This is a genomic window from Crocinitomicaceae bacterium (genome assembly GCA_016708105.1).
Lineage (GTDB): Bacteria > Bacteroidota > Bacteroidia > Flavobacteriales_D > Crocinitomicaceae > JADJGJ01.
This window is the reverse complement of record JADJGJ010000001.1, coordinates 1,366,459-1,382,509: the sequence shown is the minus strand read 5'-3', so window position 1 is coordinate 1,382,509 and position 16,051 is coordinate 1,366,459. Positions and strand designations below refer to the sequence as shown.

The 16,051-nt window shown below is 37.9% G+C and carries 14 protein-coding genes; 6 read left to right on the top strand and 8 right to left on the bottom strand.

Going from position 1 to position 16,051, the window contains the following annotated elements:
* Positions 1 to 35: 35 nt before the first annotated feature.
* From IPH66_05920 to IPH66_05905, 4 genes are all read left to right on the top strand, one after another.
* Complete coding sequence (locus IPH66_05920; GenBank protein ID MBK7128889.1) at positions 36 to 239, top strand: hypothetical protein; 204 nt, start codon at positions 36 to 38, stop codon at positions 237 to 239.
* Positions 229 to 558, top strand: a complete 330-nt coding sequence (locus IPH66_05915; protein ID MBK7128888.1) for a type II toxin-antitoxin system RelE/ParE family toxin — start codon at positions 229 to 231, stop codon at positions 556 to 558. The genes IPH66_05920 and IPH66_05915 overlap by 11 nt, the downstream gene beginning before the upstream one ends.
* A gap of 162 nt (positions 559 to 720) precedes the next feature.
* Positions 721 to 1,896, top strand: a complete 1,176-nt coding sequence (locus IPH66_05910) for a thiolase family protein (GenBank protein ID MBK7128887.1) — start codon at positions 721 to 723, stop codon at positions 1,894 to 1,896.
* A gap of 168 nt (positions 1,897 to 2,064) precedes the next feature.
* The gene (locus IPH66_05905; GenBank protein ID MBK7128886.1) at positions 2,065 to 4,500 is read left to right on the top strand and encodes a T9SS type A sorting domain-containing protein; all 2,436 of its coding nucleotides are present in this window, start codon (positions 2,065 to 2,067) and stop codon (positions 4,498 to 4,500) included.
* A 125-nt stretch (positions 4,501 to 4,625) separates the two neighbouring features.
* Here the strand turns inward: IPH66_05905 and IPH66_05900 are convergent, their stop codons facing one another.
* The 7 genes from IPH66_05900 to IPH66_05870 form a co-directional block, all read right to left on the bottom strand.
* A complete protein-coding gene (locus tag IPH66_05900) occupies positions 4,626 to 6,068 on the bottom strand; it encodes a serine/threonine-protein phosphatase (GenBank protein ID MBK7128885.1) in 1,443 nt (480 codons plus the stop codon).
* Positions 6,069 to 6,239: 171 nt separating this feature from the next.
* On the bottom strand, positions 6,240 to 7,865 hold the full coding sequence (locus IPH66_05895) for a peptide MFS transporter (GenBank protein ID MBK7128884.1): 1,626 nt from the start codon (positions 7,863 to 7,865) through the stop codon (positions 6,240 to 6,242).
* Between the two features lie 95 nt (positions 7,866 to 7,960).
* A complete protein-coding gene (locus IPH66_05890; protein ID MBK7128883.1) occupies positions 7,961 to 8,128 on the bottom strand; it encodes a hypothetical protein in 168 nt (55 codons plus the stop codon).
* A gap of 236 nt (positions 8,129 to 8,364) precedes the next feature.
* A complete protein-coding gene (locus IPH66_05885; GenBank protein ID MBK7128882.1) occupies positions 8,365 to 9,255 on the bottom strand; it encodes a hypothetical protein in 891 nt (296 codons plus the stop codon).
* A 77-nt stretch (positions 9,256 to 9,332) separates the two neighbouring features.
* Positions 9,333 to 9,785, bottom strand: a complete 453-nt coding sequence (locus IPH66_05880) for a heme-binding domain-containing protein (protein ID MBK7128881.1) — start codon at positions 9,783 to 9,785, stop codon at positions 9,333 to 9,335.
* 266 nt (positions 9,786 to 10,051) lie between these two features.
* Complete coding sequence (gene mgtE, locus IPH66_05875; GenBank protein ID MBK7128880.1) at positions 10,052 to 11,404, bottom strand: magnesium transporter; 1,353 nt, start codon at positions 11,402 to 11,404, stop codon at positions 10,052 to 10,054.
* Between the two features lie 128 nt (positions 11,405 to 11,532).
* Positions 11,533 to 11,841, bottom strand: a complete 309-nt coding sequence (locus tag IPH66_05870; GenBank protein ID MBK7128879.1) for a hypothetical protein — start codon at positions 11,839 to 11,841, stop codon at positions 11,533 to 11,535.
* 69 nt (positions 11,842 to 11,910) lie between these two features.
* Here IPH66_05870 and IPH66_05865 point away from each other — a divergent pair, with 69 nt between their 5' ends.
* Positions 11,911 to 13,134, top strand: a complete 1,224-nt coding sequence (locus tag IPH66_05865) for an MFS transporter (GenBank protein MBK7128878.1) — start codon at positions 11,911 to 11,913, stop codon at positions 13,132 to 13,134.
* Between the two features lie 29 nt (positions 13,135 to 13,163).
* On the opposite strand, the gene recQ is transcribed toward IPH66_05865, so the two are convergent.
* The gene (recQ, locus tag IPH66_05860; protein MBK7128877.1) at positions 13,164 to 15,350 is read right to left on the bottom strand and encodes a DNA helicase RecQ; all 2,187 of its coding nucleotides are present in this window, start codon (positions 15,348 to 15,350) and stop codon (positions 13,164 to 13,166) included.
* 255 nt (positions 15,351 to 15,605) lie between these two features.
* On the opposite strand from recQ, the gene IPH66_05855 reads away from it, so the two are divergent.
* Positions 15,606 to 16,046, top strand: coding sequence for a DUF1573 domain-containing protein (locus tag IPH66_05855; protein ID MBK7128876.1), 441 nt, complete (start codon positions 15,606 to 15,608; stop codon positions 16,044 to 16,046).
* Positions 16,047 to 16,051: the final 5 nt, after the last annotated feature.

Here is a 16,051-nt window from a genome sequence, read left to right as displayed (position 1 = left end):
TACCTGTGACTGAGTGGGAAAAAATTGTCGATAAAATGAAGAAATACGAGCAGCTTTTAAAAATCAAATCTGACTTAATTGAAGCCTTTGCTGATGTAAAAAAAATGCAAAAGTCTAAAGCAACTACATCCAAAGCTAAAGTTCTTGAAGGACTTAAAGAAGCTGTCGATCAAGTAAATCTTGCTAAGCGGGGAAAAATAAAACTTAAGTCTGCTCGTCAATTACTGAATGAGCTTTGAGGTTCTTTACACTGATAATTTTGCGCGTGAACTAAAACAGTTGGCTAAAAAATATCGTTCTATAAAAGAAGATTTAGGAAAATTAATTTCATCACTCGAAAAAAATCCTATTCAAGGAAAATCAATCGGTAAATCTTGCTATAAAATTCGGATGGCAATTGCCTCAAAAGGAAAAGGTAAATCTGGTGGTGCGAGAGTAATCACTCATTTATTTGTTCAAGAAACCACTGTTTATCTACTTTCGATCTACGATAAATCTGAAAAAGAAAATATCGATGACATGGAGTTGATGGAGTGGTTGAAGAAAATTAAAAGTTAATTTTTTTACCGTTCGGGGTTGTCACCCCTCTCTGTCTCCCCTCAAAGGGAGAAGGCCAGTAGCCGAAAAAGTTTTAGAAACCCATCAACTTTTAAACTTTTCAACCAATTCCTCATCGCTTTTTTACTAATTTTGTCAAACTAAACGAAGATTCAAAAAATTATGAAAGACATCTATATCATTGCCGCAGTTAGAACACCGATAGGAAGTTTCGGAGGAGCTTTATCAACTGTATCAGCATCTCAGCTTGGAGCAACCGCAATTAAAGGTGCCATTGAAAAAGCAGGCATACAAGCCGGCATGATTAACGAAGTATTTATGGGTTGCGTTTTACAGGCAAATATTGGACAGGCTCCGGCACGTCAGGCAGCATTATTTGCCGGACTTGACCAAGGCGTTGCTTGCACCACCGTAAATAAAGTTTGTGCTTCAGGAATGAAAGCCATTATGTTGGGGGCTCAATCCATTGCTGCCGGAGATAATGAACTTGTGGTTGCTGGAGGTATGGAAAACATGAGTTTGGTTCCGCATTATTTTCACGCGCGCAGTGCAACAAAATTAGGCGATGTAAAAATGGTTGACGGCATGGTGAAAGATGGTTTGACGGATGTTTATAATCAAGTACACATGGGTGTTTGTGCAGAGAAATGTGCGAAAGAAAAAAACATCTCACGTGAAGAACAAGATCAGTTTGCCATTGAATCATATAAAAGATCAGCCAAAGCCTGGTCTGAAGGAAAATTTAATAATGAAATTGTACCGGTGGCTGTGCCTCAACGCAAAGGAGATGCAATCATTGTGTCAGAAGATGAGGAGTATAAAAATGTAAATCTGGATAAAATTCCTTCTCTTTCACCTGTATTTGACAAAGCAGGAACAGTAACTGCAGCAAACGCATCAACCTTGAATGATGGTGCTTCAGCCTTGATTCTTGCAAGTGAAGAAGCAGTAAAGAAACATAACCTGAAACCTATTGCAAAAATTGTGTCTTACGCAGATGCTGCACAAGCACCGGAATGGTTTACAACTTCACCTACCCTTGCGGTGAATAAAGCGCTTGAAAAAGCTGGTTTGAAAACCGGTGATGTTGATTTCTGGGAATTAAATCAGGCTTTTTCTGTAGTTGGACTTGCCAATATAAAAGGGCTTGGCATTGACGCAGCAAAAACGGATGTGAATGGTGGTGCAGTTTCTTTAGGACACCCACTCGGAAATTCCGGTTCACGCATTGTTGTCACCCTGATCAACGTATTAAAACAAAACGGGGGCAAACGTGGAGCCGCTGCTATTTGTAACGGCGGAGGTGGTGCATCAGCCATCATTGTTGAAAACTTGTAAAAAAACAACCAACGCTTTTTTTCTTTATTGCGTCTCAATCAATGCAATAGCCTTAGTGCTTGATTGCACTTTTGATTGCATTGGTAATTTCATAACGATTTAGTAATTGTTTGTAATTCCGATACTTTCATTAGTTTTGTTGCGCCTAACCAAAAACTTGAATATAATATGCTTAAAAAACTGACTTCTCTTGTCTGTTGTTTTATCGGTGTTTCTGCACTTTCACAAAACAGTCCGGTAATCGATAATATTTATCTCTCTGATACCGATCCTATTTGTTTTGGTGGTGACACAAAACAGCTTGCGGTTGTTGTAACTGATAACGATGGTGATGCATGTGGTGTATCATTATCCTTTGCAAACGGTTACCTTGATTACTTTGCAGGCACACCTGATGTAAGTGGCAATACAACCACTCATTATTTCAATGTTTTTGTAAGCTGGAGTACACCTCCACCGGCAGGTACGTTAACAACTGATGACATCAATATTTTTGTTGACTCGTACAATGGGGCTGACCCATCACAAACAGCCACAGGTTCACTCACTGCAGTGCCTGTAAACGGACAAATTGAAGTCACGTTTAATGTTCCATCACTAACCTTATGTAATTTTGGAAATCCGGTAAATCTTTATGATTATGTTGATCAACCCGGGGGTACTTTTTCATACCTGACAGGTAATCCTTATTACCAATCAACAAGTGGTGCGCTCATCATTCCGGATGCTTCTGCATATTATTATGAAAATGATTATTCAATGTACGTTGACTACTTGCTTGAAGATGGAACAGGTTGTGTCGGCAATAATACACTATCAATCTATTTTGTAGAGAATCCAAGTGTCACGATGAATGAATATCAAAGTACTTGCACCAACGCAGATGGTTCAGTTGATGCTTTTATTACCGGTGGTGCTGCCCCCTATGATGTATACTGGTCAACCGGAAAAACTGAACTTGGCGTAACAACAACCATGATAGACAATTTATCATCAGGTGTTTACTATCTGAACGTAGAAGATCAAAATGGTTGCAAGGCTGTTAAAAAAGCCCACATCAGCGATTCAGATATTGCTGTATCATATAATAGCGTTGAGAGAAAATGCATTGGTCAAAATGGTATGGTTACTTTAACAATCACACCAACCACAGGCAGCGTGAGTGAAATAATCTGGTCTAATGGTCAGACAAGTGCAACATTGAGTTCTGGTCCCGGTGAATATTCAGTTGCTGTCCATACAACAGCCAATTGTAATTTCTTTGGAACGTATGAAATTCTTGATTCTGCTTTGAAAGTAAAAGTTGAAGGAGCTTATGATAATAGTGATTGTATTTCAGCTCCAAGTGGTGGAATTGATATAACAACCACCGGAGGAACAGGAGTTGGCACTTACAACTGGAACTGGACAAAAAACGGAGTACCCGGCTTTGCAAGTACTGAAGATATTTGGACACTCACCGGCGGAGTTTATTCGTGCACCGTGCAAGATGGTGCAGGCTGCACAGTAACTTGGGGTAAAACAATTTCTAATCCAACCAACGTATATCTTTATGTAAATGAAACAACCAAACCAACCTGTGGTAACACAGATGGAGCAGTAGATATTTTTGTTGATCCTTTTTGGGATACACCTGCATTCTATGAATGGAATACCGGAGCAACTACTGAAGATTTATCAGGAATATCCGCAGGCAATTATACGCTTACCTATACTGATCAGGCAGGATGTACCGGATATCTTACCGTAAAACTTCAGAATGAAAAACCATATCAACCATCTATTTGCTTACTCACGGTAGACACATCCTTAACATACAATACCGTGGTTTGGGAAAAAGATATCACCCAAAATATTTCAGGTTTTAATATTTACCGTGAGACTTCAGATTATGGAATTTTTGAAAAAGTTGTTTCTCGTGATTCTTCCCTTGAATCATTTTTTCAAGATAATGATGCATCCCCTATGGATCGGTCATGGAGATATTATATGACATCCTACGATGCATGCGGAGGTGAAAGCTATCCAAGTTTTGTACATAAAACTATTCACGTAGTGGCCAATACATCTAACGGAATTGATTACGATCTAAGCTGGGATGATTACGAGGGAATCAATTATACCTCAATAGATGTTCTCCGTTATGACCCTACTAATGGCTGGGTAGTTATCGGAGATGATATCACTGTTGGAAACACTTTTCCTGATACACCGCCGGTAGTAACAGGTTTAGATTATATGGTAACATTCAATCTGGCAGATCCTTGTACCTCATCAAAAGTTCAAGATCACAACTCATCTCGTTCTAATAAAACAGCATCTGCATTTGATCCGGGCGGATCTACTGTACAGGTACAAGATGAAGAATTGGGTCTGATTTCATTGTATCCAAATCCAACTAATAGCCAGCTTACTATTCACGTTGACAATCCGGAATTGTTTACAAATTATGTCATCAGAGATATCAACGGACAAATTGTAGCTGAAGGAACAATACTTTATAATAACACCATACTTGATCTTGAATATTTGGCCGGTGGAATGTACACCGTTCAACTTTTCTCTGAACAAAAAGTAGTGGTTGAAAAAATCATGAAACAATAACAAGTTTTGCTAAGCAATCAAAAAAAATCCCCGGTGAACAATCGGGGATTTTTTTTTTAATATTGATTGGATAATAAACCCGCATACAGTAGGCACAGGTCGCGACCTGCGCCTACTGTATGCGATTAAACTCTGAATCCAAGAATACAAACATCATCTAACTGATCAATATTTCCTTTCCAAGCCTGAAAAGAATTTTGAATGGCTTTCTTTTGTTCATGAGGACTCAATTCACTGATCATACTAAGTAATCTGCGCAATTTTTTTATACCAAATTTTTTAATCTTGGCATCTTTTTCAGTATGATTTTCAGAACCAAACTGATCAGCCAGTCCATCTGTAAACAAATAAATCATGTCTCCTTTTTGCACATCAATACGATGCGTTTGATAGGAAACAGCCTTTTCAAAATGACCGACAGGTTGTTTATCTCCGGGCATTTCTATCAGTTCTCCATGTCTTACCAACCATAATGGATTTTGCGCACCGGCAAATTCAATTGCCTTTAATTTATGATGCTTGTCAAATTCAACGGAGACTAATGCAGCGTCCATTCCGTCATGAATTGTTTGACCAGACTCATGCAGCATGTCTACTAAAAGATCACGCGTTTTATCCAAAATTTGACCAGGCGCATGAATTTGAAATTCTTTCACTGCTCTATTCAAACTATTGCTGCACATGACACTCATCATAGCACCCGGAACACCGTGTCCGGTGCAATCAGCAACTGCAATAAATATTTTATATGATCCACTTTCACTTTCTGCCGTGGCTAGTCTGTGGTAATCTTGTGACTCTTGAATCCAGTAAAAATCTCCGGCAACAATATCTTTTGGGATGTAGAGAACAAAATGATCCTTGAAAAAAACAGAAAGTTTTTCAACGGGAGGTAAAATAGCTGACTGAATTCTTTTGGCATACACAATAGAATCTTTGATTTCACGATGCGTTTCCTCAAGCTGGGCATGCTGCAATTCAATGCGATCTTTTTGTTCAATTAAATTTTTTGCAAAATAATCGTTTGTGCGTTTGAGATGATAAATCAAATAGAGACCACCAAAAAAAATAAGCACAATATTGAATGCATACACAATCACGTTTTCATCATTATTTCTCACAAACAGAGGTTCAATAAAATAATGCGCAGATTCAGCAATAAAAAACGCAATAAGACAAAGCATGAATAAAATAAAACTGGTGCGCACACTTCTGATCATTGTAAAACCTAATACCGAAACCTCAATCAGGTAGTAGCGCCCTGTGCCGCCTTGAATTAAAATAGATACGGTAAGTATATGCGTAAGAATAAGTAAACAAAGTAAGAAAGCCGCAACTTCATGCTTACCGCGGGCTGAGAAAAAAAATAAGGTTGCGGTAAGAGAAGTAAGTAAAATATTTTGAAACAAGGGTTCAAAAGATCCAATAGAAATATACATCGGGATATAAGAAAACCCCATGCAGATTGCAATAAAAATCATCCGATTGGTCATTTGTGACCGGCGTATGGTACTTGGATCTGATTCAGATTTTATTCCAAGATTTGATATGTTACGCCATAAGCTCATTTACTTTTCAAACTAGTGAAAGCTATTCTATTGATTACAATTACATCAAGTTTATACCGCAATCAACGACTTGAAAGTACTATTTTTTTTCTTCACGGGATTAAGGTAGATCCCCTACCAACAATAATAAGACAGAATTTCTTTGCTAAATCTTTCAGAGATTAAAAGAAATTAGGAAGCTCCATGTTCTCTAAAAATTTTATTAAGCCATTTCATCATACCAAACATCAGTAATCCGGCTGCCAAAAGAAGGAGAAAGTTCACTACAAAGAAATTGGCTTTGTTTTCATATCCATCCCACAAAGATGACAATACACCGGACAGTTTATTCCCAATTGAAGTGGCTAAAAACCAGCCACCCATCATTAAGGCAGTTAATCTAGGCGGACTCAATTTACTTACCAGCGATAATCCCATTGGACTCAAGAATAATTCACCAATAGTGATAACGGCGTATGACGAGATGAACCACCAGGCAGAAGTTTTCACTGCACCATTCTGGGCGGCATAAACTCCGCCCACCATCACAAGACAGGACAAAGCAGAAATAATTAGACCAAATGCAATTTTTGCCGGCGTTGTAGGTTCTTTACCCCTTCGTTTCAAAAATCCAAAAAATGCAAGCACTAAAGGTGTAAAAGCAACTACCCAAAATGGATTAACTGATTGAAACAAATTGGTATTAAATGCATACACAGCACCCCCATCTTGCGGTTTATGCTCTTCAGGTAAATTTTTATAGTATGACGGATAATTCCATTCTTTCAACTTTTTATCTTTCACTCTGAATTGTGCATCCATCACAACGACTGAATCTTTTACATACGGAATGGTGTCTACCAGACTTAATGTTTTCATGGTGGGCAGCATTTCTGTTGGTATCTCACGGTCAGTGTAGCGGTCAGCCCAGGTATTCAATGTAGATCCATTCTGTTTGAACACAGCCCAGAAAGCAATCACCACGGCAAAAATTGCGAGCATTGCTGCAATAGGTCTTTTCTCGTTGTCGGGTGATTTGATGAGCAAACGCGCGTAGAAAAATATGACCGGTATACATCCAAATAAAAACGCATCCGTAGTTTTAGAACCCACCAATGGCGTTGGCAACAATAGCGCTAACATTCCAAAAGCAACAGAAGGCAACAAAATGAATCCGAAAATTTTAATCAATGGTAAATCTTTTTCTGATTTGGGCTTAATTACATCTGCGTGTGCATAATGTCTTGTACCTATCCAAAAAATAATAATGCCAATAAACATACCTATACCGGCTGCAAAAAACGCAGCGCCCCAACCCATAATATTATAGAGAGCCGCACCAAAAAAATTGCAGACAAAAGCTCCAATATTAATTCCCATGTAGAAGATGTTGTACCCTTCATCTTTTAACGGTTTGTATTGCGCATCATTATACAAATTACCAAGCAGCGTAGAGATATTTGGTTTGAAAAAACCGTTACCTAAAATCACTAATGTCATGGAGATATACAACATAGTAATATCATGCACAGACATGAGGCAATAACCAATACCCATCAAAATTCCGCCAAAAGTGATGGATCTGCGATACCCCAGTACCCTGTCAGCGAGCAGTCCCCCAATAAAAGGAGTAAGAAAAACAAAAGCAATGAAGGTTCCATACAAATCTGACGCTTCTGCTTCAGTCATTCCAAAACCATCCACAGCATCTTTGAGATACAGGGTAAAAATTCCGATCATGAGGTAATAACCGAATCGCTCCCACATTTCAGAGAAGAACAGATACGGAAGTCCTTTAGGATGTTTAGCTTTTGCCATAGTTAATTGAGATAATGTTCAAATATAAAGATTAGAGAGGTATATAAAAAAAAAGCCCCCGGGAAAAACCGGAGGCCGATAAAATAAACAAAAGCTTATTTCTTTTTTTTCAGGTTGATATTCAACTCAATTTTTTTAGTTTGTTCAGCTTTGTATTTGGTATAGTCAGCTTTTCTGTAAGCATCACAAGTATGGCCACCACCACAGCTTGTCATTCCAAGTACAAATACTCCCGCGATTCCTGCTAAAATTACTTTTTTCATTGTGTTAAGGTTCTATTGGTTTTTACTTTGTTTTGGCCGGATCGTCTCTGTCAATCCTTATAGCTGGTAACGAATATAAGGAAAAAATATTGTCTGGCAAGTAGTTGTAGGCAATTATTGAGCCAAATTTTGTTTAATAATTCCTGTTTAATATGCCGGAATGCCTTAAAACAGGGCAACCACCGAGTTGATGGTCATTGTTAATAAAATAAATGTTCCAACACGCTAAATTGGTATCATACTTTGTAATGCTGCTTAATTTTCTGCAATAATACCTCGCTCAATTTGAAGTATGATTCGTGGGTCCATCCTCCAACATGAGGTGACAGCAATACCTTTTCTGATTTCAAAATATACTGCATTGGTTTGGGTAGGGTATTTATATCTTCAAATAAATTTTCAAAAGATGCCTTTTCATATTCGTTCACATCAAGGCATGCGCCAAGAATTTTCCCTGATTCAATACCTCTAACCAGTGCGGCTGTTTCAACTATTTTTCCTCGTGATAAATTAATCAGGTAAAATGGTTTTGAAAAACTTTCAATGAGTTGATCATTGATGAGATATTTAGTTTCTTCATTTTGCGGAATGTGTAAACTCAAAACGTCAACATGTTGTTGAATGTCTTCCCAGGTAGTTTCTTTAACCCATTTGGTTCCGTATTCATCTTTGTATTTATCATAAGCCAGCACTTGCACATCAAAGCCTCTCAATTTGTTTGCAAAAGCAGAACCATTATTACCGTAGCCAATGATGCCAACAGTTTTTCCGTCCAGCTCAGTACCTCTGTTTTCTTCTCTCAACCAAATGCCTGATCGCACTTCACGATCACACCGATTGAGATGATTGAAAAGAGACAAGAGCATACCCAAGGCATGCTCTGCTACTGCATTTCTATTTCCTTCAGGGGCATTAAATAATTCAATGCCTCGGCTTGCGCAATACGGCACATCAATATTTTCCATACCTGCGCCTGAACGGGCAATGAATTCTACTTTTTGTGCATTTCTCAGAAAATCTTCATTCATTGGAAAGCGGCTGCGAATAACAATTCCATGATATTCACCAATCACCGCATCAATTTCTGTTTTAGATTTTTCAGACAAATCATCACATTGCCACCCCATAGATGTGAGCCCTTTTTGAAGTACATCGTGTACGGTATCAATGAATGCAATTTTTTTTATCACAATTTTTTCAGTTGTTAATCTTCATCCTGTTCATCTTCACCGCCTGATTGCATGGATGGATTACCCACCGCAGCGGATTTCAAGTAAGTAATTAAAACCTGTTTGTCTTGTTCAGATAAATCAGCTTCTGCATGCATGCGAACGTATCCACTCATTGGCATTTCACCTTCCTGAATTTCTTCACAGCTCTCTTCAATAATCTCTGCTTTATCTTCAACAGAATAGGAAGTCCATAAAGAGAAATTCAAATGCTCACGCCCTTCTTCAATATGATGACCAACCATCCATGAAACCGGGGCTATATTTGAATACCAAGGATACTTTGATTCATAAGAATGACAATCATAACAAGCATTCTTAAGAAGTTTAATTCCTTCAGCATCTTGTGAATTCACTGCGGTAAAATCTCCACTCTTATCATACTCAGGCACTGATTTATCAATGCGTATAAATTGAATAATCACCATACCTATCAGCAAAATGATCACAGTCCATTTCAGAAATTTTTTCATAGTTATCTTTTTTAGATGATACAAATTTACGAGAATGCACTGACAATATTCATGATTTCAAACATAGTATCTTGCACATCCAAGTCATTGTATGACAATTTCTATCCTAGTGTTTTTTTATGACGCTATGATAGATGTCAATTGCCAAAATTTTACAGTGTCAATTATTTTTTCACTTGGTTACACCATTCTGACAACTGATTTTATAAAATTGAAAAGATTTACAAGTACACAAAATAGGCGACAAGAAAATAAATACTTAAGCCAATAATATCATTGGCAGTTGTGATAAATGGACCTGTAGCAAGTGCCGGATCAATTTTAATTCTGTCAAGAAATAAGGGAATAAATGCACCTAAAATAGCAGCAATAATTACCACAATGAAGAGAGAAATTCCAATAGTTAAACCAAGATTCAGATCGCCATCTAAAGCATAGCTGACACCAAAAATGATGAGAGAACAAATTAAACCAACCAGTAAGCCAATGGCTGATTCTTTCATTACTTGTTTGAAAATACCGTTGAATTGAAATTCTTTAGTAGCCAAGCCCTGCACAATGATTGCCGATGATTGAACTCCTACATTACCGGCAGTTGCAACAATGAGAGGAATAAAAAATGCAAGACTAGGATTGATATCAATTTGCCCTTCGTAACCTTTTATAATTTGTGAACTTGCTACCCCTCCAACTAAACCAATAATAATCCAAGGTAAGCGAGACCGCGTATGTCTAAATACGCTGGCAGTTGATTCTACGTTTTGAGTGATACCACTTGCCATCTGAAAATCTTTCTCAGCTTCTTCACGAATTACATCCACCACATCATCAATGGTAATACGACCCACCAATTTATTTTGTCTGTCAACCACGGGCAATGACACCAAATCATATTTCTCCATTAATGAAGCAACATCCTCACTTGAGTCATGCGTTTTAGCCACGTGCAAATCACGCTCTTTATAAATATCCCGAATTGGTGTTTTAGGCTGTGCAAAAAGTAATTGCTTCAGTGATAAAATTCCTTTTAAATGCTCATCATCATCAACAATGTAAATCGAATATACTTTTTCAACCTGCTCAGCCTGCTTGCGTAATTCAACCACGGTTTTATCCACAGGCCAGTTCCAGTTTGCACGCATGAATTCACTTTGCATTAAACCGCCGGCGGTATCTTCATCGTAATTTAAAAGTTCAGTTACTTCAGACGCGTGTTCACGGTCTTCCATTTGCGCAATTACCTCATCAATTTGTTGCTCTGGTAATTCACCCAACAAATCAGCTGCGTCATCAGAATCCAAATTATCTACTTGCTCAGCAATTTCTTCTGGTGAAAATAATTTCAGCAGGTTTTCTCTAAACTCTTCTTCTAGTTCAATGATTGATTCAGCGGCAACTTCTTCATCAAGTAACTCGTAAATTTTACGTGCCTGTTCAATGGATACATTTTGCATGACATCAGCAATATCAGCCGGGTGAAGCGGTCTGATTTGCTCAGCTACTGATTCATTCTGACCTTGTTCAAGGTTCAGAACCAGCTGGTCAAGAAATTCTTGTGTAAGTTCAAATTTCATTGCCACGCAAATTTGACGCAAAGATAGGCAGAGTTTTTAAGGATGGTTGCAATGCGGCATAAAATGTGTTTTCTTCACTTTATCTTCATGTACAATTCAAACCGATTTGACATGGAGCCGTCATTCTCTCACATGTCAGGATACGACAATCCCAAATCATGAACAGAGTTTTTTTTCAGATCAATTATTTTCTTGCACTTCTCAATATTGGCAACAGTATCTGACTTAAAAAAATGAATCTCATCTTTTGAAATCATGGGCGCATATTCCCACCGCGTATATTCCCAACCAAAATTTACACCATCAGAAAAAATAAAAAGATACTGTGGAAATTCTTTGTGAAGATAAAGAGTCCAATAATCCATACCTCCGCTGATATAGCCACTATTAAATGACGCCAGCTCAGTTAAATCAGTCATTGCAATTTTTTTTCTCATCAATTGATTACTTTCATGAAGGTGTACATACAAGATAAGAAAAGATTCGATTCTTTATCTTTGCACGGCATGCTTTTTCCACTCAATATTTACCAACGCGCTTTGTCAAACCTGAACCGCAACATTTGGATATTGGCCTTTGCCATGTTCATTAACCGCAGTGGTTCCATGGTCATGATGTTTACCTCACTTTACCTCACGAACGAACTTCACTATTCATTGACTCAGGCCGGCATGGTATTATTTGTTTATGGTATTGGCGGAATTTTAGGAGCGTTTGTAGGCGGATGGCTATCTGATAAATATAATTTCAGAACGGTGATGATTATGAGTCTCTTGTTCAGTGGATTTTTTTTACCGGTTATGATTCTGTTCACCAACCTCAATGCTATTGCAGTGATCATGTTTATTTATGCCTTTGCAGCTGACTCATTCAGACCGGCTATTTCAAAAGGGATGGCGCTCTACAGTACTCCTGAAAACCGCACCAGGTCAGTTTCATTAGTAAGGCTTGCTATCAATTTGGGAGTTTCAGTAGGGCCGGCCATTGGCGGATTTATTGCATTTAAAATGGGATTTCATCCGCTATTATTGATTGATGCCGCAACCAGTATTCTTGCCGCGCTGATTGTATTGCTTTATTTACCTACTTTGAAACCAACTAAACAAGTGTCAACTGATGCTGCGGAAAAAACTAGTCCTCTATCAGCGTATCGTGATTTTGATTATCTGATTTTTATTTTTTTGGTAACTACGTATGGTATTTGTTTTTTTCAGTTTTTCTCAAGTGTGCCGCAATACCTTGATCGGGTTGGTCATTTTGATGAAGATGTGATAGGTTGGGTACTTGCGGTAAACGGAGGCTTGGTAGCTTTGATTGAATTGCCTCTCATGCTCGTTCTTGAGTCGCAGAAAAAAATATTTCGCTTAATTACTTATGGAGCAATCAGCATTCCAATTGCATTTATCATTCTTTATTTCAGCCAGGCCAATTTGATTTTCGTGCTTTTGTACACGGTCATCATCACATTTGGAGAAATATTTGCCATGCCTTTTATGATGAATTTTACCTTATCGCGCCCGGCAAAAGAAAAGCAGGGACAATATGCAGCACTTTATTCAGCGGCTTTTGGAATTGCATTGAGTTTGGCTCCCTTACTTGGATTAGGCATTGCAAACAAATATAGTTTTGAAGCGCTTTTTATGGTACTCATTGCCTTAAGTGCATTCACTGCACTGGGCTTCTATTTATTAATGAGAAGATTTGAAAAAGAAAAAGCTACCTTGGTGTAGGTAGCTTTTTGATGTCATTTTGGACAAAATTAATTCGCCATTTCACTCATAAATTTAATGCGCATTAACCGCAATTGTTCTTCTTCAAAATCTCCGCCAAATTCTTTTAGCGCTGAATCAATATCATCAGATTCTGCTTCTCTGAAATAATCGTAAATACTTTCTTGATCTTCTTCATCAATTAAATCATCAATGTAGTAATCAAGATTAATTTTTGTACCTGAACTAACGATTGCTTCAATTTCAGAAATCACATCGGCAATACCTTTTCCTTGAGATTTTGCGATAGCTTCAAGAGGCATTTTGCGATCAACGTTTTGAATAATCTGCACCTTTAATCCTGATTTATTGACAATAGATTTTACTACAAAATCTTGCGGACGATCAATGTCATTTTCTTCAACGTAACGTGCAATAAGTTCAATAAATGGTTTACCGTAACGCATGGCCTTACCCTGCCCTACTCCCTGAATATTGGTAAGCTCTTCAAAGGTGATTGGATAATGAACTGCCATGTCTTGCAGAGACGGCTCTTGAAAAATCACAAAGGGAGGAATATTTTTGTCTCTTGAAACTTTTTTTCTGAGATCAAGCAACATTTTATATAGCACTTCATCTGATGTTGTGCTGCCTTTTGGACTATCACCGTCATCATCATGATCTCCGGTATAGTCATGTTCTTTAAGCAGAAGAAATGATGTTGGTTTAGCAATAAAAGCTCTTCCCTTTTCAGTGAGTTTTAAGGTACCGTAACTTTCAATTTCTTTCATGAGTAAATCAGAAACCAAACATTGTCTTGCAACCGCATTCCAGAAAATTAAATCTCTTGCTTTTCCATTTCCATATAGTGGTTCTTTGTCATGTTTGTACGATTTGATTTCACTTGTTTCACGTCCAACAATAAACTCACATACATATTTTGCTTTTTGTTGTTCATGTAAAGCCTCCACTGATTTCAGGAACAGGAGTACTTCATCTTTTCCTTCAGTTTTTTCACGCGGATTTTTGCAGTTATCGCACATTGCATTGCATCGCTCTTCATTAAAATGTTCACCAAAATAATGCAGAATATACTTGCGACGACAAACAGAAGTTTCAGCATACGAAACCGTTTCATGCAATAATTGTTTGCCTATTTCCTGTTCAGATACAGCCTTGCCCTGAAGAAATTTTTCAAGTTTTTCAATGTCTTTATAACTGTAGAAAGTCAAACAAACCCCTTCACCTCCATCACGTCCGGCGCGCCCTGTTTCTTGATAATAACTTTCAAGACTTTTTGGGATATCGTGGTGAATGACGTAACGCACATCCGGTTTGTCAATACCCATTCCAAAAGCAATGGTTGCTACAATGACTTCAGCTTCTTCCATCAAAAACATATCTTGATGTTTGCCACGCACGGCAGATTCCAAACCTGCATGGTAGGCAAGTGCATTGATTCCGTTCACTTGGAGGAGCTCAGCCATCTCTTCCACTTTTTTACGACTCAGGCAATAAATAATACCTGACTTTCCGGGACGCTCTTTAATGAAACGAATAATACTTTTCTCAACATCTCTTTTAGGGCGGACTTCATAGAATAAATTCTCGCGGTTGAAAGACATTTTAAAAATTGTTGCATCCAGCATGTTCAGATTTTTTTGAATGTCATGCTGAACTTTAGGTGTTGCAGTAGCCGTTAACGCGATGATTGGAACATTGCTGATTTTTTCAAAAATTTCTCTCAGGCGGCGATACTCAGGTCTGAAATCATGTCCCCATTCTGAAATACAATGCGCTTCATCAATGGCAAAAAATGAGATTGGAACGCCGGTAAGAAAATCAATATTCTCTTGTTTAGTGAGTGACTCGGGCGCAACATAAAGTAACTTGGTTTTACCTTGAACAATATCATCTCTCACTTTTTTTATCTCAGCTTTTGTAAGAGAAGAATTTAAAAAATGTGCAATTTCATCAGATTCACTCACGTGCCTGATAGCATCTACCTGATTTTTCATCAAGGCAATTAGCGGAGAAACGATAATCGCAGTGCCTTCTGAAATCAACGCCGGTAATTGGTAACACAATGATTTGCCGCCACCGGTTGGCATGATGACAAACGTGTTTTTACCATCCAGTACATTTTGAACAATACGTTCTTGTTCACCTTTAAAGCTACCGAAACCAAAATACTTCCGCAGCGCATCTTTCAACGTTGTCTCTGTTACAACACTCATCTTTTGTTTATCTTTTTTAATAGGAACGCTAAGTTAAACATTCAACCCGCGAAATAAAAAATCATTTTATTCATGCAAATTTCTTGCACCTATAAAATTAAAGTAAAAGATTGGTAGATTCCTAATGTATTTCTAAAATTTATTTCACATTCTGCACACAAAGCAACTTGTTAAGGTGTTGTTAAACTTTCAAAACCAGCGAAAAAGAGAAATAAATTTGAGACGAATAAACGAAGTATAACTAAAAAATAAATTATGAAAACAGTATTATCCTTCGCTTTTATGATCGCAACGCTTGGCACAATTTCTTATCTAAGTCAATCTGCAGCACCTGATCCATTATCTCAGGGAGCAGTAATTGAAACAGATAAAACCACACATGATTTTGGCACCATTGAGCAAAACGGAAACGGTACCTGTGAATTCAAGGTATTTAACCGAGGCACTGAACCCTTACTCATATCATCATGTCAGGGATCATGCTCATGCACTGTTCCGCAATATCCAAAAGAACCTATTGCGCCGGGTGAATCAGCCGTGATACTCGTTAAATATAATACAGCCAGAACAGGGCCATTCAACAAAAGCGTGCGCATTTTTTCCAATGCATCCAACTATGCCATGCTTGAGGTATTTATTAAAGGCAACGTAATAGCGCCATCAGTCGTCTCACCTGAAAAAAACGCAGAAGAATAATTTTG

Coding starts and splice junctions, on each gene's coding strand:
- IPH66_05890 (MBK7128883.1), bottom strand. CDS start 8,128: ATGAAAAAAGTAATTTTAGCAGGAATCGCGGGAGTATTTGTACTTGGA.
- IPH66_05905 (MBK7128886.1), top strand. CDS start 2,065: ATGCTTAAAAAACTGACTTCTCTTGTCTGTTGTTTTATCGGTGTTTCT.
- IPH66_05920 (MBK7128889.1), top strand. CDS start 36: ATGAAGAAATACGAGCAGCTTTTAAAAATCAAATCTGACTTAATTGAA.
- mgtE (MBK7128880.1), bottom strand. CDS start 11,404: ATGAAATTTGAACTTACACAAGAATTTCTTGACCAGCTGGTTCTGAAC.
- IPH66_05880 (MBK7128881.1), bottom strand. CDS start 9,785: ATGGTGATTATTCAATTTATACGCATTGATAAATCAGTGCCTGAGTAT.
- IPH66_05910 (MBK7128887.1), top strand. CDS start 721: ATGAAAGACATCTATATCATTGCCGCAGTTAGAACACCGATAGGAAGT.
- IPH66_05915 (MBK7128888.1), top strand. CDS start 229: ATGAGCTTTGAGGTTCTTTACACTGATAATTTTGCGCGTGAACTAAAA.
- recQ (MBK7128877.1), bottom strand. CDS start 15,350: ATGAGTGTTGTAACAGAGACAACGTTGAAAGATGCGCTGCGGAAGTAT.
- IPH66_05895 (MBK7128884.1), bottom strand. CDS start 7,865: ATGGCAAAAGCTAAACATCCTAAAGGACTTCCGTATCTGTTCTTCTCT.
- IPH66_05870 (MBK7128879.1), bottom strand. CDS start 11,841: ATGAGAAAAAAAATTGCAATGACTGATTTAACTGAGCTGGCGTCATTT.
- IPH66_05885 (MBK7128882.1), bottom strand. CDS start 9,255: ATGGGGTGGCAATGTGATGATTTGTCTGAAAAATCTAAAACAGAAATT.
- IPH66_05865 (MBK7128878.1), top strand. CDS start 11,911: ATGCTTTTTCCACTCAATATTTACCAACGCGCTTTGTCAAACCTGAAC.
- IPH66_05855 (MBK7128876.1), top strand. CDS start 15,606: ATGAAAACAGTATTATCCTTCGCTTTTATGATCGCAACGCTTGGCACA.
- IPH66_05900 (MBK7128885.1), bottom strand. CDS start 6,068: ATGAGCTTATGGCGTAACATATCAAATCTTGGAATAAAATCTGAATCA.